Here is a 23472-nt window from a genome sequence, read left to right as displayed (position 1 = left end):
AGCAGTTTTGAATTTGTCTTAAATCAAATTTGTTTTATAATTTCAGGAAATACTGAAAATACAGGAATCACTGGAATGATGTCGCCGCTCACCGAGCGTTTCGTGTTGCATTTTGGCGAGATGGGTAGCCGCTGGGGGGTGAACCGCACCGTCGGGCAGATCTATGCCTTGCTGTTTCTTTCGGTCAAACCACTGAATGCCGACGAAATCGGCGAAGAGCTGGGATTTTCGCGTTCCAACGTCAGCATGGGCTTGAAGGAGCTGCAGGCTTGGCATCTGGTGCGGCTGCTGCATCAGCCGGGAGATCGGCGCGAGTACTTTGAAACGCCCAAGGATGTCTGGGAGATTTTCAGAACCTTGGCCGAAGAGAAGCGGCGCCGCGAAATTGAACCTACCTTATCGTTATTGCGTAGTGCTTTGCTCGAAACCGCGCAGGACGATGCCGAGCGCCATGCCCAAGCGCGCATGCGCGAGATGCACGCGCTGATCGAGATGACCACTGGCTGGTTCGACGAGGTGCAGCGCCTTTCGCCCGATACCTTGCGCAAGCTGATGCTGCTGGGAGCCAGAGTGACCAAGCTGCTGGAAATGGCTGACCGCCTTCGTCTGGGTGGCGGCAAGGAGGCGCCATGAAACGCCGCACCGGTTTACCCCTGTGGCTGGAAATCACCGTGATTCTGCTGATCAAGTGCCTATTGTTATATGGCGCCTGGAAGCTGTGGTTTGCCGAGCCGATGGCCAAAAACATGACCGTTCCCGATCGTGCGATCAACCAGCAGTTGCTGGGTGGATCGACCACGATGCCCGCCAATTTACCCTCTTCTGGAGATACCGATGTTACCCGTCGCTGATGTGGTGGAGCTGTCACGGCTGCAGTTTGGCCTGACTGCCATGTTCCACTTTCTGTTTGTGCCACTCACGCTGGGGCTATCGTGGATTCTGGTGATCTGCGAATCGGTGTACGTGATGACCGGGCAACAGGTCTACAAGGACATGACCCGGTTCTGGGGCAAGCTGTTCGGCATCAACTTTGCCATGGGCGTGACCACCGGGATCACGCTCGAATTCCAGTTCGGCACCAACTGGGCCTATTACTCGCATTACGTCGGCGACATCTTCGGTGTGCCGCTGGCGATCGAAGGCTTGATGGCTTTCTTCCTTGAATCGACCTTTGTCGGTCTGTTCTTCTTCGGTTGGGACAGGCTTTCAAAAGGCAAGCATCTGCTGGTGACCTTTCTCGTCGCCCTCGGCTCCAATCTGTCGGCGCTGTGGATTCTGATCGCCAATGGCTGGATGCAAAATCCGGTTGGCGCGGAGTTCAACCCCGTGACCATGCGCATGGAACTGGCGAGCCTGACCGAGGTGTTTTTCAACCCGGTGGCACAGGTGAAGTTTGTGCATACGGTTGCCGCAGGCTACGTGGCGGCGTCGATGTTCGTGCTCGGCGTTTCGGCGTGGTATTTGCTCAAGGCCCGCGACACCGGTTTCGCGCTGCGCTCGTTCGCGATCGCCGCCGGCTTCGGGCTGGCGTCGACCTTGTCGGTGGCGGTGCTTGGGGATGAATCCGGCTATACCACCGGCGAAGTACAGAAGGTGAAACTCGCCGCGATCGAGGCCGAATGGGAAACCCAGCCGGCACCGGCGGCGTTCACACTGTTTGCGATCCCCGACCAGGAAGCCGAGCGTAACCATTTCGAGGTGAAGATTCCATATGCGCTCGGGCTGATCGCGACGCGTTCGCTCGACAAGCAGGTGACCGGGATCAAGGATCTGAAGCTCGAGCACGAAGTGCGCATCCGCAGCGGCATGCTGGCCTACGATGCGCTGAGCAAGATGAAGGCCGGTGACAAGAGCGAGGCCGTCAAGGCGCAATTTGCCAAGCACGAGAAGGATCTCGGCTTCGGCCTCTTGCTGAAGAAGTACACACCGAACGTGATCGACGCGACCGAGGTGCAGATCAAGTCCGCCGCCAATGACACGATTCCGCAGGTCGCGCCGCTGTACTGGTCATTCCGGGTGATGGTCGGCCTGGGGATCTGGTTCCTGTTCATCTTTGCCGCATCGTTCTACTTCTTGGCGCGTCGTAATCTTGCGCCACAACGCTGGCTGCTCAAACTGGCGGTCTGGTCGATCCCGCTGCCGTGGATTGCGATCGAGGCGGGCTGGTTCGTTGCCGAATATGGCCGCCAGCCATGGACGATCTCGGGCATCCTGCCAACCGGTCTTTCCGCTTCGGCGCTGAATGTGGGGCAGTTGTACTTCAGTCTGGCGGGATTGCTGGGGATTTATTCGCTGCTGTTCGTGGTGGAGATGTTTCTGATGCTCAAGTACATCCGCCTCGGGCCGGCTAGCCTGCATACCGGCCGTTATCACGGCGAAACCGACACCCAGCCGCAACCGGCCTGAGGGAAAGATCATGATGGATTATGAAACGCTGAAACTGGTCTGGTGGGGGCTGATCGCCGTGCTGCTGCTCGGCTTTGCCCTGACCGGTGGTTTTGATTTGGGTGCTGCGGTGCTGCTGCCCTTTGTCGGCAGGAGCGACGACGAACGGCGGGTGGCGATCAATGCGATCGGACCGACTTGGGAAGGCAACCAGACTTGGCTGATCACCGCCGGCGGGGCGATTTTCGCAGCTTGGCCGCTGGTGTATGCCGCTGCTTTCTCGGTGTTCTACATCGCCTTTATGCTACTGCTGTTTGCGCTGTTTCTGCGCCCGGTCGGGTTCGACTACCGTAGCAAGGTCGCTGATCCACGCTGGCGTAGCACTTGGGACTGGGGGCTATTCATCGGCGGGCTAGTGCCGGCGATTCTTTGCGGCGTGGCGATCGGTAATCTGTTTGTCGGTTTGTCATTCCAGTTCGATGATTCGATGCGTGTCAGCTATGGCACCGGCTTCTTTGCACTGCTGAACCCGTTCTCGCTGTTCTGCGGACTTGTCTCGCTGGCGATGTTGGTGCTGCATGGGGCTACTTTTCTGTTCTTGCGTACCGATGCCGATGTGGAGAAACGCGCGCGCTTGGCGGTGATTGGTGCCGGTCTGCTCACGGCCGTACTGTTCGGACTGGGAGGTATCTGGGTCAGACAGTTGGCGGGAATGCATATTGCGCAAATTGGTGACGTTAATGGCGTAATTACGCCGCTGTCGAAGCTGGTGCAAGTCAGTGAGGGCCGTTGGCTGGCGAACTTTGATACTTGGCCCATCGCATGGTTGGCGCCGCTTGCCGGGGTTGGCGGCGCTTTGCTGGCTGCGCTGTTCGGGGGCTTGCGCTGGAAATGGCCGGCTTTTCTGTCCAGTGGTTTGACGATTGCCGGCATCATCTTGACCGCAGGGCTGGCGCTGTTTCCGTTCGTGCTGCCGTCGTCACTCGATGCCAACTCCAGCCTGACGATCTGGGATTCGGTTTCCAGTGAGAAAACGCTGGCGATCATGCTCGGCATTGTTGTGCTGTTCCTGCCTATCATTTCGATCTACACCACCTGGGTTTATCGGGTGATGCGCGGCACAGTGACCATCGACCAGATTCGTAACGAAACGCATACCAGTTACTAAGGAGCGCGAACAATGTGGTATTTCGCCTGGATTCTCGGCCTCGCCGCCGCGCTGGCTTTTGGCATCATCAATGTGATGTGGCTGGAAAGCCATTTCAATTTCCGCGAATCGTATGAAGATACGGTCAAGCAGCGCTTCAGCAACGCTCGGGGAAAGCGGCGCAAGGGCAAGCGGGCCTGATGTGGATCAAAGCGGGCTTCGGCCCGCTTTTTTTTTTGCCGGTGCGGATTGAGGATTGGCTCGCTTTGGCGCCAATCCTTGGGCGATACTTGAGCGAAAAGCACCCGATGTGAGCTGGTCGGCCGCGCGAAAATGGGCGCTGTGCTGTCTCTCCGCGGGGTCATCCACTTCAGGAAAATCTGCATGAAATTAACGACGCTTGTCGCGCTGCTGATGGCCGGATTCGCCACCATCCCGGGTGGGGCGACCGCGGCCGAAACGATTTTCCTGCCGCAGCAATTGGCAAGCGACGAGGTCGAGGTCTTGTTCGTCAACCGTACCGATGTGACGGAGACCTTCACACCGCCGGGGCAACTGGTGTGCCCCGGGGGGCTGACGTGCAAGATCTGGTCTGTCCCCATGCAGAAGGACAGAGGATTAAGCGCTAAGCGCTGAATGCTGCCGTTCAAACTCGACCGGTGCCAGGTAATCCAGCGTCGAATGGCGGCGGCGATGATTGTAAAATCGGATGTAGTCGAATATATCCGCGCGGGCCTCGTCGTGACTCCGGTAGCGGGTCAAGTAAACCCGCTCCGCCTTCAACGACCGGAAGAAGCTTTCCATCGCAGCGTTGTCCCAGCAATTGCCCGCTCGTGAATGGCTCGGCACCATGCCGTGCCGTTTCAGCAACATCTGGTAATCAAACGCACAATACTGGCTGCCTCGGTCCGAATGCAGTAGCACCTCCCGCACCGGTTTCCGTCTGGCAACGGCCATCGTCAACGCAGCATGCACCAGTTCTTGCTGCATTCGATGGTGCATTGCCCAGCCGACCACGGCGCGGGAATACAAGTCCAGCACCACAGCCAGATACAGCCAGCCCTCGTCAGTACGGATGTAAGTCATGTCCGACACCCAGCGTTGATTCATCCCGGATGCGTCGAATTGCCGTTCCAGCCGATTTGGTGCCACCGGAAGCAGGTGTTGGCTGACCGGGACAGGTCGCCACCGTTTACGGGAACGTACCTTCAGCCCGCCTTGGCGCATCAGGCGGCCAACACGGTGGCGGCCACAGGCGAAGCCTTGTGCGACCAGTTCCGCATGTATCCGACGATGCCCATAGATGCCGTTGACTTCGGCATGGACCAGACGGATTTCCCGTAACAGCACGCGATTAGCCATCTCTCGCATCGAAGGCGGCCGGTTGCGCCAAGCGTAGTAGCTGCTCCGTGAGACGCGGAACAACTGGCACATGACGGCAACAGGATAACGCTCAGCAAGCGCCTGAATGGCGCGGTACTTCACTTCGTGGGCTGCGAGAAGATGGCGAGCGCTTTTTTTAGGACGTCACGCTCCATGGTGACGCGTGCTAGATCATCGCGCAGACGCTTGAGTTCGGCTGCTTCGCCCAGTTGCTTGCCATGACCAGGAAAGGCATCCATGCCCTTGAGCAGAAACTGGCGTTTCCATTTGCCCAGCAGGCCTTCGGTGATGCCGAAGGCCTGCGCCACGTGACGTAGCGGCGTGCCAGCCAGGATTTGCTCAACAGCTTCCCGCTTGAAGGACTCGGGAAAGGTACGGCGGATTTGGGTCATGAACACTCCTTGGTGGCGATTATCCACCTTAAGTTAGTGTCCTTCCGTATAGGGACAGACCACCTCTTTGGCCGATTATTCGCCGGATCGTTTTTCGGCCTACGAACCGATGTATTTCGTCGCCAACACCAATCTGGACGATGCCCGCTTCCAGTTCAGCTTCAAGTATCAGTTTTTCGACCCCGAAAACGACTATGTGCACCAACAACCCTGGTTGGCCGGTCTGCGTTTTGCCTATACCCAGACGTCGCTCTGGGATATCGGCGAGGACTCCAGCCCCTTCTTCGATACCAGCTATAAGCCCGAGCTGTATTACGAGCAGGCCAATGTCGTTGAGCTGCCTGGCGTCAACCGCACCGACATTGCGTTTGGCTACAAGCACGAATCGAACGGACAGGGTGGCGATGCGTCGCGCAGCGTGAACCAGCTGTTTGTTCGTCCCAGCTTCCTGTTTGGTGATCCGCAGGGCTTGAGCCTGATGTTCCAGCCGATGATTTATGCCTATCTGGGCAGCTTGTCGGACAACCCCGATATCGCCGACTACCGCGGTTATGTCGATTGGCGGCTACGCATCGGTAGTCCGGATGGCTTGGTGTTCTCGACGCTCGCGCGGCTAGGCAAGGGCGGCAAGGGCGGTATCGAACTCAACTGGAGTTATCCGCTCCGCGCCTTTGCCGGCATGGATCTGTTTGCCTACGCCCAATACTGGAATGGTTATGGCGAAAGCCTGCGTACTTATGACGAAAGCTCGCAGAGCTTGCGTCTCGGGGTGAGCTTCACCCGCTGACGTCTGGCAGAATGCGGGCATGACCACTCGCTTTTTGCACGTCCCGCCATCGGTGCCGCCGCGTGCCGCGCCGCCTCTGCTGTTCATTCACGGCGCTTATGTAGGCGCCTGGTGTTGGCAAACCTATTTTCTGCCCTGGTTTGCGGCGCAAGGCTATGACTGCTACGCACTCAGCCTGCCCGGGCATGCTGAACGGGGAGGGCGCGACCGCTTGGATCACTTCGGGCTGGACGACTACGTTGCCGATATCGTCGACGCGATGACGGTTCTGCCGGCAACGCCGGTCCTGATCGGTCATTCGCTCGGTGGTTGGCTGGCGCAGGAGGTGGCCGAGCAGGTCTCGGTGCCGGGTCTGGCGCTGCTTGCCAGTGTGCCGCCTTACGGCCTGGCAGGATCATTGGCGCATATGAGCCTGGCCTCGCCGCGGCTGTTACTCGGGCTGGGCCGGTTTCAGCTGGCTCATGCGCCGCTTGGCCTGCACGAGCCGGAGCTGCATATGTTGCGCGAGCTGCTGTTCTCAAGCGGCGCCGATGACGTTGAAGTGCGTCGGTTTGTCGCCCTGGCCCAGCCGGAGTCGACGCGAGCACTCACCGAGCTGATGTTGCCGCGGCCGTGGCGGATGTGGCGGGCTGCGCCGGAACGACGTTGCCTGGTGATCGGCTGCGATGGCGACCAGCTGATCTCGCGCCACGATGTCGATGTCACCGCCAAGCATTGGCGCGTCACGCCGCACTTCGTTCCCGGCGGTCATGCGCTGATGGCCGACGCCGCCTGGTTGCAGGCTGCCAGGCTGATCGACGCTTGGCTGGCGGAGTGAGGCGGCCGTTCTGAATGCCGATCGATTCGTGCTAGAGTCTTGCCGCTGCACCAATTTGGTGAATTGCCGCCGATCTGCCGGCGACGCTACCTTGTCCAAGATGTTCTGATCATGAAAACACTGATCGATCCGGCGCGCTGGCCGCGCCGGCTGTCCCGTTTCATTCCGCCTGCACCCACAGTCGGCCATGTCGAACGCTGGCGCGCGGTCGGCTTTTCGCTACTCGCGGTACTGATTTGCGGCCTGACGACCCATCTGTTCATCGGCCCGGCCTTGCTGCCTTGGCTGGTGGCGTCGATGGGGGCTGCGGCAGTCATCATTTTTGCCATGCCGAGCAGCCCGGTAGGACAGCCTTGGGCGCTGGTTGGCGGGCAAATGGTTTCGGCGCTGATCGGCGTAGCCTGCCTGCGTTGGCTCGGGCCATGGCTACCGCTCGAGTTTGTTGCCGCGCTGGCGGTGGCGCTGTCGATTGCGGCCATGCTGTATGCGCGCTGCCTGCACCCGCCGGGCGGGGCGACCGCGCTGACCGCGGTGCTCGGCGGCGAAGCGGTGAGCCGTCTGGGCTTCGGTTTTGTCTGGATGCCGGTGCTGGTGAATGCGCTGATCCTGCTGGCAGTGGCCCTGATCGCCAACAACAGCGTGCGTGGTCGCCGCTATCCGCTGATGCGGCAACAGGAAAACCCGCATCGCACCCTCGACCCCTTGCCGACCGCACGGGTCGGCATTCGCGAGGCTGACCTGACCGCGGCGATGCACGAGATCGGTGAAATGGTCGACGTCAGTACCGAGGAGCTGAGCGATATCGTCGCGCGCGCCGAGCGTCATGCCGCAACGCGGCAGTGGGGAGAGCTCGATTGCGCGCAACTGATGTCGCGTGATCTGGTTACGCTGCCCACCGGTGCACTGGCTGCCGAGGCCTGGGCGCTGCTGCGCCGGCACCGCATCGGCGCCTTGCCGGTGATTGATGCGGGCAACGGGCGGGTTGCCGGTGTCCTGGCATTGGTCGATTTTCTGAAATATGTTGAAGCCGATACCGACATGGCGCTGCCGCAGCACCGGCAGCCCGGTTTGACGGTGGACGCCCTGATGAGCCGGCAAGTGGTGACGGTGAGCATGACAACGCCGGTGCGCGAGTTGGTGCCCTTGATGGCCGACCAGGGCGTGCACCGCTTGCCGGTCGTGGATGAGGAAGGGCGGCTGGTCGGCATGGTGACGCAATCGGATCTGATCGCCGCACTGTCGCGTAACGGCACGACTGCCGTATCCTGAACGCAGACTATTGCGGAGCCAAACCATGAGCAGCATGACCAAAACCGACGCCGAATGGCGTGAACAACTGACGCCGGAGCAATACCGGGTAACGCGTCAGGCGGGTACCGAGCGGCCGTTCTCGGGCGAGCATTACCAACAGAACGAGGCTGGCGAATATCATTGCATTTGTTGCGATGCGCTGCTGTTTCGCTCAGGCAGCAAGTTTGATGCAGGCTGTGGCTGGCCGAGTTTCTGGGAGCAGGCCGAGCCGGGCGCGATTATGCGGATCGACGATCATAGTCACGGCATGATGCGAACCGAGGTGCGCTGTGCGCGCTGTGATGCGCATTTGGGCCATGTATTCCCCGATGGCCCCGAGCCGACCGGCGAGCGCTATTGCATCAATTCGGTGGCGATCGCATTCTCACCCGAAGACTGAACTGGCTTGGTAGTTGTGCCAGCGCAATTTATGCACCGTCTTTTGCCGGTATCATCCATGTACATTTTGTAACATGCCGTTCAGGCCTGCTCGCGCAGGTGTTCCGGCTCCGACATGGGATGCATCCGATGAGATACTTGAAGCTGACCGGCGTGGCTTTGTTGATGGCGGCCGGGCTGAGCGCCTGCGGTAAGGGCGGTGATGCCGAAGGCGGCTCGGTGCAGGTGGAGCAGAGCGAAATCATCAGCGCGCTCAATAACGAATTGCATACGGCCGAACGCAGCTGCATTCCGATGCCGGTACGTTTTGCTGAACCGGTGACCAAGGGCTATGCCAAGGCCACCGAGCCAAATGGCGCGCAGCTCAGCGCGCTGGTCAAGGTCGGCTTGATCAAAGCCGTGGCAGCGGACGATGGCAAGATCGAGTTTGAACCGACCGATGCCGGCCGTGATGCCTATACCGGGCTGGCCGAACCGGCTGGCCCGGGCTTTTGCAGCGGTGGGCTTGAAGTCGAGAAAATCATCGAAGACAAGACCGACGAGGAGCGCAGTGATTTCCGTCGCCATACGGTGCGTTTCACCTACAAGATTGTCGAGCCGGCAACGTGGCAGGCTGATGCCGATATCCAGTCGAACTATCCGGAATTCGCTAAATTGATCGCCGGTGAAGGCAAGGCCGAATTCGCTGCCGTGATCGAAAGCCGTGGTCAGGGCTGGCGTGTTGAGTCGCTCAGCGATATCAAATAAGCCTGAAACAAGCCTGGATGTACCCGATAAAAAAAGCCCGTCAGATGACGGGCTTTTTTTATCGGGTAACTGCGGCGATCAGAGATCCAGTTCCTCGACCCAGCCCAGCGCGCTCATATGCGAACGGTTGAGCACATCGGCGGTGATCTGCAGCTGTTCGGTCAAGCGTGGCACTTCGGACATGTCCGGATCTTCGCAGGCCTCGGCCAGCTCCAGGAAGGGGCCGTAGACGCCGCTGCGGTTGATCAGTGCATCGCAGATGTTCTCTGGCAGGATCAGTGTTTCCAGCACTTTGTCCATCGGCATATCGAGCAAGACATCCAGCAGCGAGAACATGCCGACGATGAAGAGATTGTCTTTTTCCTGGCCATCGAGGTAATGGCTACCGAGCAGTTCGACCATGCGCCCGCGAGTGACCGCCGTTTTTAGCAACGCCGGTGGCGAGCCGCTTTCGGCCGCTGCGGTGACCAGCAAGAGCGTCAGCCAGCGATAGAGCTTTTGATAACCGAGGATGGTGACTGCGTGGCGGAAAGACTGGATTTCGCATGACAAACCGAAACCGGCCGAATTGATGTAACGCAGCAGCTTGAACGACAGTGCAACGTCGCATTTTAGTGCGTTCTCGATTTCTCGAATTTCTGCATTGTTGCGCAGCATATTCAATAGATTGAGGATGTTGGCATAGCTCGGGTGGATGACCTTGGCCGACAACGTTTCCGGACGGGCGAAGTAGTAGCCCTGGAAGCAGTCGAAGCCGATATCAAGACATTGTTTGAACTCGGCCTTGGTTTCGACCTTCTCGGCGACCTGCAATGCCGGATATTTGCGCAACTCTTTCGATAGCGCAGGCACTTGCGGCATACCCAGTAACTGGATATCGAGCTTGATGTAGTTGGCATGCTCGATGAAATGCATGCTCTCCTGAGTGAGCACGAAATCGTCCAGTGCAATCCCGAATCCTTGGGTGCGCAGGCTCTGCAGCCGTTCCAGCAAGGCTGGGGACGGCTGGGTCGATTCGATGACCTCAAGCACGACCCGCTGCGGTTGCAACAGCTCGAGGAAATTGCTCTCTAGCATCGATTCGGCGACGTTGATGAAGGCCAGTTTGCCTCCCACCAGCCAATCGGTGCCCATATTGGTGAGCGTATTGACCAGCACATTGGTGCTGGCCTGCATATCGCTGGTGAATTCTGCGGTCTGCGCGTCCTGATCCAAGCGGAACAGCAGCTCATATCCAATGATCTGCTGCTGCCGGTTGAGAATGGGCTGGCGGCCAATGAAAGCGTGATCTTGCGTCATCGTTATATCCACGTGCTACGGCGAGTTGGCTGCCATTGTATCAGCCGATGCTGATGTTTATCGTCTTGTCATGCGGTTGCGAGCCAGCGTGCTGCACTGGGGGCCGCAGTTTCTGCTGCCGGGGTGGAAAGCAGGTCTTCCATATCCAGCACCAACACCACCGACCCATCGCCGGAAAGGGTAGCGCCGGCAACGCCAAGCGGGCGGATGTTCTGCAAGGGCTTGATCACCACGTCATCGCGGCCGATGAAACTGTCGACGGCCAGGATGAAGGAATGCTCGGCGCTTTGCATCAGTACGCCAAAGCGTGGCACCTGCGTTTCTGGCCAGCCAAGAAGGCCGGCAAGCGATTTGACCGGCAAAATTTCGTCGCGAACGACGATGGTGGCGCGGCCGGAGACTTCCTGGATCGAACGATTGTCGATTGGAATGATTTCCCGAACCATCGCCAGCGGCACCGCAAAGGCCTGGTCACACACCCGCACCACCAGCACCGGCAGGATCGCCAGCGTCAGCGGCAGCGAAATCGAGAAACGCGAGCCTTCGCCGACGACCGACTGGATATCGATGCGGCCATTGAGCTTCTGGATATTGGTTTTGACCACATCCATGCCGACGCCGCGACCGGACACACTGGACACTTGGTCCTTGGTTGAAAAGCCCGGCAGAAAGATCAGCTGCAGGCTTTGTTTGTCGTCGAGGCTGTTGGCCGTTTCGGCATCGATAAGTCCTTTGTCGACCGCCTTTTTACGAATCACATCGGGACGCATGCCGTGGCCGTCGTCGGTGATCTCGATCAGGATATGGTCGCCGACCTGGACCGCGCTCAATTGCACGATCGCCTTGGCGGGTTTGCCGGCCGCGAGCCGCTCGGCGATGGTCTCGACACCGTGATCGACCGCATTGCGAACCAGGTGAACCAGCGGATCGTTCAGGTCCTCAAGCATGGTTTTGTCGAGTTCGGTTTCCTCGCCACTGATGACGAGCTCGACTTCCTTGCCAAGCTGGCGTGCCAGATCGCGTGCAAGGCGCGGATATTTTTGGAACTGACGGCCAATCGGCTGCATCCGCGTTTTCATCACTGCGTTTTGCAGATCACCAACCAGTAGATCGAGCTGGCTGATGGCTTCGTCGAGTGCCTTCAGTGTGGTGCTGTCGATCTTGCCCGAGACCACGTCGCTGCGCAGCGTCGTCAAGCGGTTCTTGGTCAGACCAATTTCGCCGGAAAGATTGAGCACCTGATCGAGTCGATGGGTATCGATCCGGATCGTGGTTTCCTGCGTGCCGGCTGCGGCGCTGAGATTGGCCGATTTTGCAGGCAGGCGCGGTGCCTGCTCATTCAGCATGACTTCGGGTTCGGCGATGCTGAGTTGCTGCTGCGGCGGCACGGTTTGCACCACCGGTGTGTTGCCGAGCAGGGCGTCGTACAGATGCTGCCAGTCCGGCTCCGTCCCGTTGGTTACAACGGCTTGGGCTGGGGCGGCAGGGGCCTGCACCTTGGCATTGATCGCGGTCGGGCCATCGCCGCGCAGCGCGGCGTCGAGCGCTTCGAGCAGCTCGGGCGCCGCAGCCTGCGGCATGCGGCCTTGCGATAGCACGCCGAACATCTCGCGCACTTCACCCGTTGCGGCGAGGATGACATCGAGGTATTCCGGCGAGAACGCCATCTCGCCGTTGCGCAGCTTGTCGAACAAATTTTCGGTTCGATGACACAGGCTGACCATTGCGTCGACATTAAGAAATCCGGCGCCACCCTTGATGGTGTGGAAACCGCGGAAAATATCGTTCAGCAGATGGCGGTCATCCGAGCGCTTTTCCAGTTCGACCAGCTTGTTGTCGACGTCGGAAATCAGTTCGGATGATTCGGTGATGAAATCCTGCAGCAAATCGTCCATGCCGGCAAAATCGCTCATAAGGGCGCTCCTGTGAAAAAATGGCGGTGACGGTCAGAAGCCGAGGCTTTCAAGCAGATCGTCGACTTGCTGTTGATTGGTGACAATGTCGGTCCGGCCTTCGGTATTGATCGCCGGGCCGTTCAGCAGGGAGCTTTCTTCTTGCTTGGCGTGCTGCTGCGAGAAGATCACCAGGAAGTCGAGCAATTGCGCTTCCATGTCCTTGGCCATCTCAAGCACCTTCTTGATGACCTGGCCGGTCAAGTCCTGGAAGTCTTGTGCCATCATGATTTCCAGCATTTGGGTGCTGATCTGCTCGGAATCATCGCTGGTTTGGCCGAGATGTTGGCGGGTACGACCGACGAGTGCCTTGAATTCGTCGACCGATAGCTTGTTGGCCAGCAGCTGATCCCATTCGCCCGAGAGTTTGCGGGCATCGCCGGCAATACGGTCTTGCAATGGTTTGGCGGCGTCGAGTGCGTTCAGGGTCCGGTCGGCGGCCTGTTCGGTCATCGTTGCGATATAGGAGAGGCGATCGCGTGCATTGGGAATCTGCGACGCGGCTTTTTCCAAAGACTTATCGAGGCCGAGTTCGCGCAGCGTCTCATGCAGTTTGCGGGTCAGCTGACCAATATGCGAAAACATCGCCTTGGCCGGTTCGGTCAGCGCCTCGTCGTCTGCGATGTGCACGTCAGCCTGGCTGGCCGTTACTGCTGCCGCTGCGACGGGCGCTGCGACCGGCGTTTCCCAGCTGGATTGGGCAATGCTGTCAAAAAGGGCTTCCAGCTCGGCGTTATCGGCACTGGTATTGGCAAAGTCGCTCACGTCAGACTCCTGAATGCGTATTTCGCAAGGCGCTTGAGCGACTTACTTGTTGATATTGGCGAAAATTTTCTTGAGCTTTTCATCAAGCGTCGCTGCGGTGAATGGCTTGACGATATAGCCCGATGCACCGGCCGTAGCTGCTTCGATGATATTTTCTTTCTTGGCTTCGGCGGTCACCATCAGCACCGGTAAATGCTTGAGCTGCGGATCGGCACGGACGGCCCTGAGCAACTCGATGCCCGTCATGTTCGGCATGTTCCAGTCGGTGACGATGAAGTCGTAAGTCGTGTTCTTGAGCTTTTGCAGCGCGATTTGGCCGTCTTCGGCTTCTTCAACGTTGGCAAAGCCCAGTTCCTTCAGGAGATTGCGGACAATACGACGCATGGTGGAAAAGTCATCCACAACAAGAATGCGCAGGTTGTTATCGGACATATAGCGTGTACTCACTCAAAGGACTTATGTGGCGACGTTTTTTCAGGCGCTCAGTAACGGTGCCAGCGTATCGGCCAGCACGACAGGGTCGAATTTTGCCACATACGCATCCACACCTACGCTCGCGCCCATGGCACGGTTGGCGTTGGAGGAGAGCGAGGAATGCATGACGACCGGGATGCCGTCAAAACGACGGTCGGACTTGATGTGCTTGGTCAGTACATAGCCATCCATCTCGGGCATTTCGGCGTCGACCAGGATCAAGCGCAGTTTCTGCGACAGTGGTTCGCCGTCGTGCGTGGCACGGTTGGCAAGCGCGCCGAGCTTGTCCCAGGCTTCTTTGCCATTGTTGGCTTGTTGGTATTTGACACGGATTTTGTCGAGTACGCCGACGATTTCCCGGCGGGCGACGACCGAATCGTCGACGAAGAACAGAAAGTTGTCCTGTTCCATACCGACTTGCTGCAGCTCTGGGATGACGGGTTCGCCAATGACGCTGGCGAGAATCTGTTCGACGTCGAGTACCGAGACCAGCTTGCCATCGGGCAACTCGGTAATGGCGGTGATCAAGGCCTGATTACCGGCGAGCATGTTCTCCGGTGCGCGCACTTTGTCCCAGTCGACGCGAATGATCCGGTCTACTTCGTGCACCAGAAACGCCTGGGTATGCTTGGAAAACTCGGTGACGATCATGGTGGCATTGGCATCCGTCGGAGGTTCGCCCTGTGTAGAAACGAATTTGGACAGGGAGATCACCGGGATGATGTTGCCACGCAGCGAGATCACGCCTTCGACGCCGAAGGGCATGTTTGGCGTTTTGGTGATCTTGGGCGTTTGTGAGACTTCACGCACCTTGAACACATTGATCCCGAAGGTTTCGCGCGTACCGAGCGAAAACAGCAGGATTTCCATTTTGTTCGAGCCGGCAAGTTTGGTGCGGGCGTCGACGTCGTCGAGCAGATTCATGGGGGTGAGGCTCACGGTGGGCTCCGTTTGGGTGGCACGCCTCAGGCGCTAAGGAGGTATTGGGCGACCAGTTCGGACAGCTTGTGCGGCTCGAATTTGGCAACGTAGCCATCGACGCCGACCGATTGCCCCAGCTTCTGGTTCGAATTGCCGGATAGCGATGAATGCATGATGACCGGGATGCCGGCAAAGCGTGGATCGCTCTTGATCATCCGGGTCAGCATATAGCCGTCCATCTCGGGCATCTCGACGTCGGTGAGGATGAGCTGGATCAGTTCACGAACCTGTTTGCCACGAAGCTCGGCCGAATGGGCGATGCGCTGCAATTCATCCCAGGCACGTTTGCCGTTGATTGACTGTTGATAACCAATCCCCATGGCGTTAAAGGTCATCTCGATCTGCCGGCGAGCAACGACCGAGTCGTCGGCAAAAAACACCGTCATTTCGCTGAATTTCTGATCCTTGACCACCGCGCCGACGTCGATGGCCTGATCGGTTTGCGTGGTTTCGGCCAGTACCTTTTCGACATCGAGCATCATCACGAGCTTGCCGCTATCGAGTTCGGTCACGGCGGTGACCAAGCCGCCCATTTGCATGGTGAGCATATCCGGCGGGACGCGCATCAGTGACCAGTCCAGACGCAGGATGGTATCGACTGCTTCAACGAGGAAACCTTGAGTCTGACCGTTGTATTCGGAAACGATCATGATTTCGGGCTTGCTGCCGGTTTTGATCCCGGCATACTTTGCCAAGTCGATCACCGGTACCAGCGAACCGCGCAGGCTGACCATGCCCTCCACCGAAGGGGGCATGTCCGGGGCTTGGGTGATCTCCGGGGTGCGCATGACCTCGCGCACCTTGAAGACATTGATGCCGAAGTTTTCACGCCGGCCAGTGCGTGAGTCGACGCCCAAGGTGAACAGCAGGATTTCCAGCTTGTTCGTGCCAGCGAGCTTGGTCCTGGCATCGATTTTCTTCAGAAGGTCGGACACGGGCGGGGCTCCTGGTGATCTGATTTTTCTGCCGTCTTGTGTAAGTATTTACCTGTATCTCAGGCGGGTGCTGATATGTCTGCGGCAACTGTTGAGCCAGTATATCGGCAGAAAATACCAAAACCTTAGGGTTTGCTGATAAACAAGGCAGGGTGCGGCTTTCAAGCCCATTTATAATGTAAAAGTGCGTAGGTAACAAGGAGGGGCGACATGGCTGAACCAGGAAACAACATCGACCCGCGCGAGCTGGAGGCGGCCTTCTCGCTGTTTACCGAAGCTTCACAACAGCTTGCGAATACTTACGCGGAATTGCAACAACAAGCAGTGTCTCTGACCGCCCAGCTTGAAATTGCCAACGGCCATTTGCGTCGGGAGCTGGATGAAAAAGGCGCTTTGTCGCGGCGTTTGGCCATTTTGATGGATCGCCTGCCGGGTGGTATCGTTGAGCTGGACGCTGCGGGCCGGGTGACTATGCTCAACGTCGCCGCCCGTACCATGCTGGCGCCGCTGACCGAAGGCATGGATTGGCAGACATTCAGTTCGGCGAAACTGGAAGAAAGGGGCGGTGATATATGGCTTTATCCGGGTGAGCGGGTCTCCGCACGCCTGCGTATCGTCGGTACCAATGTGCCCGAGGAGGCGTGCCGGATACTGTTGGTGCAGGACCTGACCGAAACATGGGCACTGGAGCAGTCGCTGGCGCAACACAAGCGTCTGGCCGCGATGGGGGAAATGGCTGCGGGGTTGGCGCACCAGTTGCGTACGCCGCTGGCGACCGCGCTCTTGTACGTGGGGCATCTGGCACGACCTGCCATTGTCGAGTCCGATCGGCTGCGCTTTGCAGACAAGACGCTGCTACGTTTGCGTCATCTGGAGTCATTGATTCAGGACATGTTGCACTTTGTCCGCGGGAATGCGCAGGGTGGTAATGCGCTCGAATTGATGCCGGTATTGCTGGATGATTGTCTGGCCGAGGCAGCGCACACCATCGAGCCGCAGCTTGATGCCAAGCGTATGCGCCTCGCCTTCATGCCTTTGGGCTCCGCCGTGCGGGTGCGGGCTGACCGAAAAGAATTGATCGGTGTCGTGCTGAATTTGCTTGAGAACGCGATGCAGGCAAGCGAAGATGGTGCTTGCATAGGGCTTTCTGTATTCTGTGATCAGCGTTTCGCTACAGTCACGGTTCAGGATGAGGGGCGCGGGATCGCGCCGGAAGCGGTAGATCGACTGTTTGAACCGTTTTATACGACGCGCAAGGATGGAACCGGCTTGGGTCTGGCCATCGTGCGCAGCCTGGTCGAGCGTTTCGGTGGTGATATCTCGGTTCGCTCAGTGTTGGGCGAAGGTACTGAGTTTCACGTCCGGTTGCCAGTTCTGGACGACGTCTCTAATGTTTGAGTTCAGCGAGTCGGCCTTGCCGAGCGCCGCCCGTAGCTTGCGTTGTTTGTTGCGATTTCTGATTGCTAGAAAAGGTTAAATAGAAAATATGTCGCCTACCGTTCAGATCGAAGGGGATATTGGCCGGGTTGTACTCTCGGGCCAGTTTGATTTCAGCGCACACCGCGAATTTCGCCAAGTATGCGAAACCCTGATTGCCGACCCGGTGGTTAAGGAAGTCTTGGTCGATTTTCAGAACGTCAATTATCTCGACAGTTCTGCGCTGGGTATGTTGCTGCTACTGAAAGAGAAGATAGGTGCAGTCAACAAGGGCCTCGCCCTGGTGAATTGCCGCGATACGGTCAAACAGGTGTTGGAAATCGCCTGTTTTGGCAAAATTTTTACCATCCGCTAACCCGCTGATTGTCACTGTCTGCAATGCGCATTCTTGTCGTCGATGATACCGAAGCCGTACTGCTGCTGATTTCACGGTTCGTCGAGGCCTTGGGTCACGTTGCGATCCCGGCGCGCGACGGTGCGGAGGCCATCCGTATCTGGCGCGAGGAGCGTCCGGAGCTGGTGCTGATGGACATGATGATGCCCATCGTCTCCGGACCCGAGGCGGCAGCAACGATCAAGGCGGAATCCGGCGAAACCTGGGTGCCGATCGTGTTCGTGACCGGCATCGGCGAGGAAAGTCGGCTTGCCGAAGCGATTGAGCAGGGTGCCGACGACTACATCAATAAACCCGTCAATCTGCGGGTGCTCGAAGCCAAGCTCAAGGCTTTCCAGCGTACGCTGGAACTCAACCGCAAGGTCCGGGAGCAATCGACCAAATTGGCCGATTACTACGCTCGGGCCGAGGAAGAAAAGCGCGTTGTCCAGCATTTGATGGAACAGATGGTCAATGCCGAACGATTATCCGACTCCCAGCTTGAGTACTGGCTGTCGCCGGCGGAGAGTCTGTCCGGTGATATGATCGCCGCCGCACGCACGCCGGGTCGGGTGTTGCATTTGATGCTGGCCGACGGGATCGGTCATGGGCTGACTGCGGCATTGAATGTGCTGCCCTTGACTCAGCCTTTCTACAGTATGACCGAGAAGGGTTATGCGATCTCCGACATCCTGGTCGAGATGAGCAAGAAGGTTCGCCAAGTTTTGCCGGTGGGGCGTTTTGTCGCCGTGGTATTGATCGCGATTGATGAGGCGAATGGCTGCATCGAGGTCTGGAACGGTGGCATGCCAACGGTGCTGGCGATCGACGATGGCGGCGATGTGCTTCATCGCTGGGCCTCCAGTCACCTGCCGTTGGGGATCACCCCGACCGACGAGGTGGATGCAACAACCGAACGCTACTACTTCGATACGCCCGGATCGGTCGTTGCCTATTCGGATGGTTTGACCGAGGCACGATGCTCCGATGGCCAGTCTTTCGGCGTTTCACGCTTGCTCGACATCTTGCGGCGGCCGGCGGATGTACGCCTTGAGTCGGTGAAGGCCGAGCTTGGCGCCCATTTGGCCGATACCGCGCATCACGACGATATTTCTCTGGTGCTGGGGCATTTCGGCGCGCGCTTGCGCGAGGCAATTCGTCCGGCCGCAGAGCGGCGCCGAGCTTTCGAGCTGGCCGGCTTTTTGGGCGGTGCCGAGCAAGCTTGGCAGTACGGTTTGCAGCTTGGCGCCGCCGAGCTCAAGTACTTCAATACCGTGCCGTTCATGATGTCGTTCGTGAACGAGATCAAGGCGCTGGCACCACATAAATCAGATGTCTTTCTGATGTTGACCGAGTTGTTCGTCAATGCACTCGATCACGGCTTGCTGCAGCTGGATTCGTCCATCAAGCAGCAGCCCGGTGGACAGGAGCGCTATCTGGCCGCACGGAAGGCGAGTCTGGCGCAGCTTGAATCGGGACGCATCGACATCGTCCTCACCGGCTTGCGCAGTGACGGGCAGGATGTCTTGAGAATTCATGTTCGGGGCACCGGTGCAGGGTTTGCCTGGCAAGCGCCGGAATCCGCCGGGTGTGGGTTGGCGCTGGTGCAGGCATTGAGCGAGCATCTGGCGTTCCAAGGCGCGGGGAACGAAGTGGTCGCGTATTATCTGCTCGATACATCCCTTGTGCTGAATCCCTAACCGCAGTGATCGAACGGTCGCTGCTGTAGTTCTCATCCGATGCAAACCATCATATCAAGCAATCCTGGCCGTTTATTCGGTGCCGATGGCCGTGTGATTGCCGTGGGTGCTTCAACCGGCGGAACCGAGGCGCTCAAGGCGCTGCTGGTACCACTGCCGGCAACCTTGCCGCCGATCGTTATCGTTCAGCATATGCCCGCCATGTTTACCGGATCGTTCGCGCGTCGGCTCGATGGCTTGTGCGCCTTGCGGGTGAAGGAGGCCGAACACGGCGATACGCTGGAGCCTGGCTGCGTCTACCTTGCTCCCGGGCATTCGCATCTGCAATTGGCGCGTGTTGGCGGGCGTTTAAGTTGCGCACTCTCACAGGCCGATCCGGTCAATCGTCACCGGCCTTCGGTCGAAGTGCTGTTTCAGTCCGTCGCCCAATTGGTCGAGGCACGGGGGCTGGGGATCATGCTCACCGGTATGGGCAAGGATGGCGGAACCGGAATGCGCGCGATGCACGACGCTGGCGCGTACAATTTTGCCCAAGATGAGGCGAGCGCAACCGTGTTCGGTATGCCCAAGGAGGCCATCGCGCTAGGCGGGGTCGACGAGGTTTTACCTTTGGCGCGTATCCCCGAACGTTTGCTGGCCAGATTGGCGATTTCGCGTTGAGTTGTTGATGGAGAGTGAGCCGTGGCTTTACCAGTCTTGGTCGTTGAAGACGACGAAGCATTGCGCGAAGCGTTGTGCGATACCCTTGAATTGGGTGGGCATGCCGTTTTGGCTGCCTGTGACGGCAGCGAGGCCTTGGCGGTGCTGGCCGGTGGTCAGCGTGTTGGCTTGGTGTTGTCGGATGTACAGATGCAACCGATGGATGGAGAGACGTTACTGCTCGAGGTAAAGCGGCATTACCCCGGCTTGCCGGTCATCCTGATGACGGCCTATGGGATGGTCGATCGCGCCGTCGCGGCCTTGCATGCGGGCGCTTGCCATTATCTACCCAAGCCTTTCGAGCCCGATTTGTTGTTGCAGGAGGTCGCCAAATACCTGTTGCCCGGTGAGGTCGACGAAGAGGTGATCGCCGAGGATCCGGCCATGCGGCGGATTTTTGATGTGGCTGAACGGGTCGCCCGGAGCGATGCTTCGGTGCTGATCACCGGTGAATCGGGAACCGGCAAGGAGGTGTTGGCGCGCTTCCTGCATAGCCACAGCGCCCGGACTGCCAAGCCCTTTGTGGCCATCAACTGCGCCGCCATTCCTGAGCAGCTGCTCGAATCGACTTTGTTCGGCCATGAGAAGGGTGCTTTTACCGGCGCGGCGAACCAGCACATTGGCAAGTTCGAGCAGGCCAACGGCGGCACTTTGCTGCTCGATGAAATTACCGAAATGCCACTGGCCTTGCAGGCCAAGCTGCTCCGGGTGTTGCAAGAGCGTGAGGTCGAGCGCGTTGGCGGCGCACGGCCGATTGCGGTCGATATCCGGATACTTGCGACGTCGAACCGCGATCCGCTGACAGAAGTGGCAAACAGTCGTTTTCGGGAGGATCTTTTCTACCGGCTGAACGTATTCCCCCTGCACTTGCCGGCCTTGCGCGAACGGCCCGACGATATTCTGCCGCTTGCGCGCGCAATGTTCGCGCGGCACGCTGCCCGGCAGCAGCGGCGGGTACCAGTCATTAACTGTGATGCCGCTGCTGCGCTGCAAGCACACTGCTGGGATGGCAATATCCGCGAGCTGGATAACGTGGTGCAACGTGCGCTGATTCTGGCGCCGGGCGATGAAATTGCCGCCGAACACCTGTACTTGCCGGTTGCGCAGGCAAACTTTGCCGCCATGCCGGCAAGCCAGCCAGTACCGGCCGGCCGGCCGGCCGATCTGCGCGAGCTGGAAAAACAACATATTCTGGATACACTCAAGGCCGTTGCGGGCGTGCGCAAGCTAGCAGCGGAGCGGCTTGGCATGAGCGAGCGAACGCTGCGCTACAAGTTGCAGCAGTATCGTGAGGCTGGCGATATAACGCCAGGCTAGCTGGATGGCGCGTTTTTTGCTTTATGTTGGCGTATTGAAGTAGCAAACGTATTCGCGATTAGGACATTGTTTATATGAGCGTTCAGGGCATCGATCAGCTGCTTGGTCAGTTGCAGGCCATGTCGTCGAAGGCGGCCGGACAAAGCACGCCCGCCGCCGATGCGGTGGGTGGCGCCGATTTTGCGGGTCTGCTCAAGTCCTCGCTCGATCAGGTCAGCCAGATGCAGCAGGTCGCACAGACCCAACAGGCCGCATTCCAGTCCGGTGCGCCCGAGGCGGATTTGCAGGATGTGATGGTCTCGCTGCAGAAAGCCAGCCTGAGCTTTCAGACCATGGTGCAGGTCCGCAACAAGCTGGTGTCGGCCTATCAGGAAGTGATGAACATGCAGGTATGATGCGGCATCGCTGCCTGCTTACTGTGCCAGGTTGAAAACAGTTAGAATGGCGCGTTAATGATTCTATCCATCCTAGTTTGATTCTCTATGGCTGAAGCGGGCGCGACGAGCGGCAATCTCGGATCGGGGCAAGGCGTCGCAGCGTGGCGTCAGCGTTTTGCCGCCATCCCGAACGGCCGCAAACTCGGCCTGATGATCGGCGCAGCGGTTCTCATCGCTGCGGCGGTCGGCGTGTGGCTGTTCAGCAGCACGCCCAATTTCCGTGTTCTCTACACCAATATCCCCGACAAGGATGGCGGTGCCATCGTTCAATCGCTGCAGCAGATGAACGTGCCCTATCGGCTCGACGCTGGCGGCATGATTTCGGTGCCTGCAGACAAAATCTATGACACCCGCTTGAAGCTTGCCGGCCAAGGGCTGCCGCGTGCCGGTAACGCTGGTTTCGAGATCATGGATAACCAGAAGTTCGGCGTGTCGCAGTTTGCCGAGCAGGTGAATTACCAGCGCGCTGTCGAAGGCGAGCTGGCGCGCTCGATCGAAACGATCTCGGTGGTCGAGAAGGCCCGCGTGCATCTGGCCATGCCCAAGCAAACGGTTTTTCTGCGCGACCAGCAAAAGCCAAGCGCTTCGGTACTGCTGACGCTGCAGGCGGGGCGCTCGCTTGATTCGGGCCAGGTAGCCGGCGTGATCAATCTGGTGTCGTCGAGTATTCCCGATCTGCCTTCGAAAAATGTCACGGTGGTCGATCAGAACGGTGATCTGTTGTCGCGTCCGCAGGACATGAGCCAACCCAATCTGGATGCGCGGCAACTGGTTTATGTGCAGCAGATCGAGAAGAATTACGTCGGACGTATTCAGGCGATTCTTGCGTCGATTGTCGGCAAGGACAACGTTCGCGCCGAAGTGACCGCTCAGGTCGATTTTTCCGAGGTCGAGCAGACCAGCGAAACCTTCAAGCCCAATAGTCCGCCGAATGCGGCAGCGATCCGTAGCCAGCAAACCGCCGAGCAGCTGGGGCGCAACGTTACCGAGTCTGTCGGTGGTGTGCCGGGTGCGCTGTCGAACCAGCCGCCGGGAGCCGCGGTTGCGCCGATCACGGTGCCGCTGGCCTCCGATGTAGCCGCGTCGAGCTCTGGCAACAGCAATAGCAGCAAGAATGCGACGACCAATTACGAGGTCGACAAAACCATTCAGCATGTGAAGCAACCGGTCGGCAATGTGAAACGCCTCTCGGCCGCGGTCGTCGTCAATTACAAGCTAGGGCGCGACAAGGGTGGCCAAGCTACTTATGTGCCTTTCACTGCGCAGGAAATGACCCAGCTCAACGATCTGGTGCGTGAGGCGATCGGTTTCAACAAGGATCGTGGCGATTCGGTCAATATCGTCAACGCAGCCTTTGCCGACTCGCAGCCGCTGGCTGAAAAGCCGATACAGGACAAGGCGCTCGATTATGCGCGCGCCAATCTGACCGATCTGCTGAAGCTGGGCTTGATTGCGCTGGCGGTACTCTACCTGCTGCTGTTCGTGGTGCGTCCGCTGATGCGCGATCTGGCGCGTGGGCGCGATGTGCCTGAGCCGGTCGATCTGGAGTTGGGTGAGCCGCTCAGTGGCGATGAGACGCAAGCGGCGCAGCGACAGGAACGGGTTGAAGAAGACAATGTCCGGCTGTCGGCACTGGCCGATCGTCTGCAACAGGGCAAGGAGCTCGCCAAGAACGACCCGCGCATGGTCGCGACGATCCTGCGCGAGTGGATGGCGCGGGAAGAAGACGCTGCAAATCCGAACAAGGTGGGCTGAG

26 protein-coding genes are annotated in these 23472 nt (G+C 58.8%); 18 read left to right on the top strand and 8 right to left on the bottom strand.

The features are described 5' to 3' along the window. Positions 1 to 75 precede the first annotated feature (75 nt). From JLC71_RS08090 to JLC71_RS08065, 6 genes are all read left to right on the top strand, one after another. Complete coding sequence (locus JLC71_RS08090) at positions 76 to 633, top strand: GbsR/MarR family transcriptional regulator (protein WP_200914872.1); 558 nt, start codon at positions 76 to 78, stop codon at positions 631 to 633. After that, on the top strand, positions 630 to 851 hold the full coding sequence (gene cydP / locus JLC71_RS08085; protein WP_200914871.1) for a cytochrome oxidase putative small subunit CydP: 222 nt from the start codon (positions 630 to 632) through the stop codon (positions 849 to 851). Before JLC71_RS08090 ends, cydP begins: the two co-directional genes overlap by 4 nt. Next, on the top strand, positions 835 to 2406 hold the full coding sequence (locus JLC71_RS08080) for a cytochrome ubiquinol oxidase subunit I (RefSeq protein ID WP_200914870.1): 1572 nt from the start codon (positions 835 to 837) through the stop codon (positions 2404 to 2406). Before cydP ends, JLC71_RS08080 begins: the two co-directional genes overlap by 17 nt. A gap of 10 nt (positions 2407 to 2416) precedes the next feature. Then, positions 2417 to 3553: a cytochrome d ubiquinol oxidase subunit II gene (cydB, locus tag JLC71_RS08075; protein ID WP_200914869.1), complete on the top strand. Its 1137-nt coding sequence runs from the start codon at positions 2417 to 2419 to the stop codon at positions 3551 to 3553. Between the two features lie 12 nt (positions 3554 to 3565). Beyond that, positions 3566 to 3733, top strand: coding sequence for a cytochrome bd-I oxidase subunit CydX (gene cydX, locus JLC71_RS16715; RefSeq protein WP_200914868.1), 168 nt, complete (start codon positions 3566 to 3568; stop codon positions 3731 to 3733). 183 nt (positions 3734 to 3916) lie between these two features. After that, the gene (locus JLC71_RS08065; RefSeq protein WP_200914867.1) at positions 3917 to 4168 is read left to right on the top strand and encodes a hypothetical protein; all 252 of its coding nucleotides are present in this window, start codon (positions 3917 to 3919) and stop codon (positions 4166 to 4168) included. Here JLC71_RS08065 and JLC71_RS08060 read toward each other — a convergent pair. Together JLC71_RS08060 and JLC71_RS08055 are read right to left on the bottom strand one after the other, a co-directional pair. Then, positions 4151 to 5017 carry an IS3 family transposase gene (locus JLC71_RS08060; RefSeq protein WP_200914866.1) on the bottom strand — a complete coding sequence of 289 codons (867 nt, stop codon included), beginning with the start codon at positions 5015 to 5017 and terminating at the stop codon, positions 4151 to 4153. The genes JLC71_RS08065 and JLC71_RS08060 overlap by 18 nt on opposite strands. Continuing rightward, positions 5014 to 5307 carry a transposase gene (locus tag JLC71_RS08055; RefSeq protein WP_200914865.1) on the bottom strand — a complete coding sequence of 98 codons (294 nt, stop codon included), beginning with the start codon at positions 5305 to 5307 and terminating at the stop codon, positions 5014 to 5016. The genes JLC71_RS08060 and JLC71_RS08055 overlap by 4 nt, the downstream gene beginning before the upstream one ends. Before the next feature lie 67 nt (positions 5308 to 5374). On the opposite strand from JLC71_RS08055, the gene JLC71_RS08050 reads away from it, so the two are divergent. The 5 genes from JLC71_RS08050 to JLC71_RS08030 all read left to right on the top strand — a co-directional run bounded on the left by JLC71_RS08050 (position 5375) and on the right by JLC71_RS08030 (position 9347). After that, positions 5375 to 6094, top strand: a complete 720-nt coding sequence (locus tag JLC71_RS08050; protein WP_200914864.1) for a phospholipase A — start codon at positions 5375 to 5377, stop codon at positions 6092 to 6094. A gap of 19 nt (positions 6095 to 6113) precedes the next feature. Then, entirely contained in the window at positions 6114 to 6911 is a 798-nt protein-coding gene (locus JLC71_RS08045) for an alpha/beta hydrolase (protein WP_200914863.1), read from the top strand. 111 nt (positions 6912 to 7022) lie between these two features. Then, positions 7023 to 8180, top strand: coding sequence for an HPP family protein (locus JLC71_RS08040; RefSeq protein ID WP_200914862.1), 1158 nt, complete (start codon positions 7023 to 7025; stop codon positions 8178 to 8180). Positions 8181 to 8205: 25 nt separating this feature from the next. Next, positions 8206 to 8601 carry a peptide-methionine (R)-S-oxide reductase MsrB gene (gene msrB / locus JLC71_RS08035; RefSeq protein ID WP_200914861.1) on the top strand — a complete coding sequence of 132 codons (396 nt, stop codon included), beginning with the start codon at positions 8206 to 8208 and terminating at the stop codon, positions 8599 to 8601. Positions 8602 to 8729: 128 nt separating this feature from the next. Then, a complete protein-coding gene (locus JLC71_RS08030) occupies positions 8730 to 9347 on the top strand; it encodes a hypothetical protein (protein ID WP_200914860.1) in 618 nt (205 codons plus the stop codon). A gap of 78 nt (positions 9348 to 9425) precedes the next feature. Here JLC71_RS08030 and JLC71_RS08025 read toward each other — a convergent pair whose 3' ends face one another. The 6 genes from JLC71_RS08025 to JLC71_RS08000 form a co-directional block, all read right to left on the bottom strand. Next, a complete protein-coding gene (locus tag JLC71_RS08025; RefSeq protein ID WP_200914859.1) occupies positions 9426 to 10646 on the bottom strand; it encodes an EAL and HDOD domain-containing protein in 1221 nt (406 codons plus the stop codon). A 68-nt stretch (positions 10647 to 10714) separates the two neighbouring features. After that, complete coding sequence (locus JLC71_RS08020; RefSeq protein WP_200914858.1) at positions 10715 to 12559, bottom strand: chemotaxis protein CheA; 1845 nt, start codon at positions 12557 to 12559, stop codon at positions 10715 to 10717. Positions 12560 to 12592: 33 nt separating this feature from the next. Continuing rightward, complete coding sequence (gene cheZ, locus JLC71_RS08015) at positions 12593 to 13363, bottom strand: protein phosphatase CheZ (RefSeq protein WP_200918208.1); 771 nt, start codon at positions 13361 to 13363, stop codon at positions 12593 to 12595. A gap of 42 nt (positions 13364 to 13405) precedes the next feature. Continuing rightward, positions 13406 to 13795 (bottom strand): chemotaxis response regulator CheY, encoded by a 390-nt coding sequence (cheY, locus tag JLC71_RS08010; RefSeq protein WP_200918207.1) that lies wholly within the window; start codon positions 13793 to 13795, stop codon positions 13406 to 13408. Between the two features lie 42 nt (positions 13796 to 13837). Further along, positions 13838 to 14761, bottom strand: coding sequence for a chemotaxis protein (locus JLC71_RS08005; protein ID WP_200918303.1), 924 nt, complete (start codon positions 14759 to 14761; stop codon positions 13838 to 13840). Positions 14762 to 14802: 41 nt separating this feature from the next. Then, positions 14803 to 15753, bottom strand: a complete 951-nt coding sequence (locus JLC71_RS08000) for a chemotaxis protein (protein ID WP_200918206.1) — start codon at positions 15751 to 15753, stop codon at positions 14803 to 14805. Positions 15754 to 15963: 210 nt separating this feature from the next. On the opposite strand from JLC71_RS08000, the gene JLC71_RS07995 reads away from it, so the two are divergent. The 7 genes from JLC71_RS07995 (at position 15964) to fliF (ending at position 23471) form a co-directional block, all read left to right on the top strand. Continuing rightward, entirely contained in the window at positions 15964 to 17151 is a 1188-nt protein-coding gene (locus tag JLC71_RS07995) for a sensor histidine kinase (protein ID WP_200918205.1), read from the top strand. Positions 17152 to 17239: 88 nt separating this feature from the next. Then, positions 17240 to 17545, top strand: coding sequence for an STAS domain-containing protein (locus JLC71_RS07990; RefSeq protein WP_200918204.1), 306 nt, complete (start codon positions 17240 to 17242; stop codon positions 17543 to 17545). A gap of 23 nt (positions 17546 to 17568) precedes the next feature. After that, on the top strand, positions 17569 to 19263 hold the full coding sequence (locus JLC71_RS07985) for a PP2C family protein-serine/threonine phosphatase (protein ID WP_200918203.1): 1695 nt from the start codon (positions 17569 to 17571) through the stop codon (positions 19261 to 19263). Positions 19264 to 19302: 39 nt separating this feature from the next. Further along, the gene (locus tag JLC71_RS07980; protein WP_200918202.1) at positions 19303 to 19923 is read left to right on the top strand and encodes a chemotaxis protein CheB; all 621 of its coding nucleotides are present in this window, start codon (positions 19303 to 19305) and stop codon (positions 19921 to 19923) included. A gap of 21 nt (positions 19924 to 19944) precedes the next feature. Next, entirely contained in the window at positions 19945 to 21279 is a 1335-nt protein-coding gene (locus JLC71_RS07975) for a sigma-54-dependent transcriptional regulator (protein WP_200918201.1), read from the top strand. 74 nt (positions 21280 to 21353) lie between these two features. After that, positions 21354 to 21674 carry a flagellar hook-basal body complex protein FliE gene (gene fliE, locus JLC71_RS07970; RefSeq protein WP_200918200.1) on the top strand — a complete coding sequence of 107 codons (321 nt, stop codon included), beginning with the start codon at positions 21354 to 21356 and terminating at the stop codon, positions 21672 to 21674. A gap of 87 nt (positions 21675 to 21761) precedes the next feature. Next, entirely contained in the window at positions 21762 to 23471 is a 1710-nt protein-coding gene (gene fliF / locus JLC71_RS07965) for a flagellar basal-body MS-ring/collar protein FliF (RefSeq protein WP_200918199.1), read from the top strand. Position 23472 lies beyond the last annotated feature (1 nt).

It is taken from the genome of Jeongeupia sp. HS-3, assembly GCF_015140455.1.
In the GTDB taxonomy this organism is placed as follows: domain Bacteria; phylum Pseudomonadota; class Gammaproteobacteria; order Burkholderiales; family Chitinibacteraceae; genus Jeongeupia.
This window is presented reverse-complemented; position numbering and strand designations above follow the sequence as displayed.

Coding starts and splice junctions, on each gene's coding strand:
- cydP (WP_200914871.1), top strand. CDS start 630: ATGAAACGCCGCACCGGTTTACCCCTGTGGCTGGAAATCACCGTGATT.
- cheY (WP_200918207.1), bottom strand. CDS start 13,795: ATGTCCGATAACAACCTGCGCATTCTTGTTGTGGATGACTTTTCCACC.
- JLC71_RS08040 (WP_200914862.1), top strand. CDS start 7,023: ATGAAAACACTGATCGATCCGGCGCGCTGGCCGCGCCGGCTGTCCCGT.
- cydX (WP_200914868.1), top strand. CDS start 3,566: ATGTGGTATTTCGCCTGGATTCTCGGCCTCGCCGCCGCGCTGGCTTTT.
- JLC71_RS08020 (WP_200914858.1), bottom strand. CDS start 12,559: ATGAGCGATTTTGCCGGCATGGACGATTTGCTGCAGGATTTCATCACC.
- JLC71_RS08005 (WP_200918303.1), bottom strand. CDS start 14,761: ATGAATCTGCTCGACGACGTCGACGCCCGCACCAAACTTGCCGGCTCG.
- JLC71_RS07990 (WP_200918204.1), top strand. CDS start 17,240: ATGTCGCCTACCGTTCAGATCGAAGGGGATATTGGCCGGGTTGTACTC.
- JLC71_RS08025 (WP_200914859.1), bottom strand. CDS start 10,646: ATGACGCAAGATCACGCTTTCATTGGCCGCCAGCCCATTCTCAACCGG.
- JLC71_RS07985 (WP_200918203.1), top strand. CDS start 17,569: ATGCGCATTCTTGTCGTCGATGATACCGAAGCCGTACTGCTGCTGATT.
- JLC71_RS07980 (WP_200918202.1), top strand. CDS start 19,303: ATGCAAACCATCATATCAAGCAATCCTGGCCGTTTATTCGGTGCCGAT.
- JLC71_RS08055 (WP_200914865.1), bottom strand. CDS start 5,307: ATGACCCAAATCCGCCGTACCTTTCCCGAGTCCTTCAAGCGGGAAGCT.
- fliE (WP_200918200.1), top strand. CDS start 21,354: ATGAGCGTTCAGGGCATCGATCAGCTGCTTGGTCAGTTGCAGGCCATG.
- msrB (WP_200914861.1), top strand. CDS start 8,206: ATGAGCAGCATGACCAAAACCGACGCCGAATGGCGTGAACAACTGACG.
- JLC71_RS08030 (WP_200914860.1), top strand. CDS start 8,730: ATGAGATACTTGAAGCTGACCGGCGTGGCTTTGTTGATGGCGGCCGGG.
- JLC71_RS08045 (WP_200914863.1), top strand. CDS start 6,114: ATGACCACTCGCTTTTTGCACGTCCCGCCATCGGTGCCGCCGCGTGCC.
- JLC71_RS08065 (WP_200914867.1), top strand. CDS start 3,917: ATGAAATTAACGACGCTTGTCGCGCTGCTGATGGCCGGATTCGCCACC.
- JLC71_RS07995 (WP_200918205.1), top strand. CDS start 15,964: ATGGCTGAACCAGGAAACAACATCGACCCGCGCGAGCTGGAGGCGGCC.
- JLC71_RS08090 (WP_200914872.1), top strand. CDS start 76: ATGATGTCGCCGCTCACCGAGCGTTTCGTGTTGCATTTTGGCGAGATG.
- JLC71_RS08080 (WP_200914870.1), top strand. CDS start 835: ATGTTACCCGTCGCTGATGTGGTGGAGCTGTCACGGCTGCAGTTTGGC.
- fliF (WP_200918199.1), top strand. CDS start 21,762: ATGGCTGAAGCGGGCGCGACGAGCGGCAATCTCGGATCGGGGCAAGGC.
- cydB (WP_200914869.1), top strand. CDS start 2,417: ATGATGGATTATGAAACGCTGAAACTGGTCTGGTGGGGGCTGATCGCC.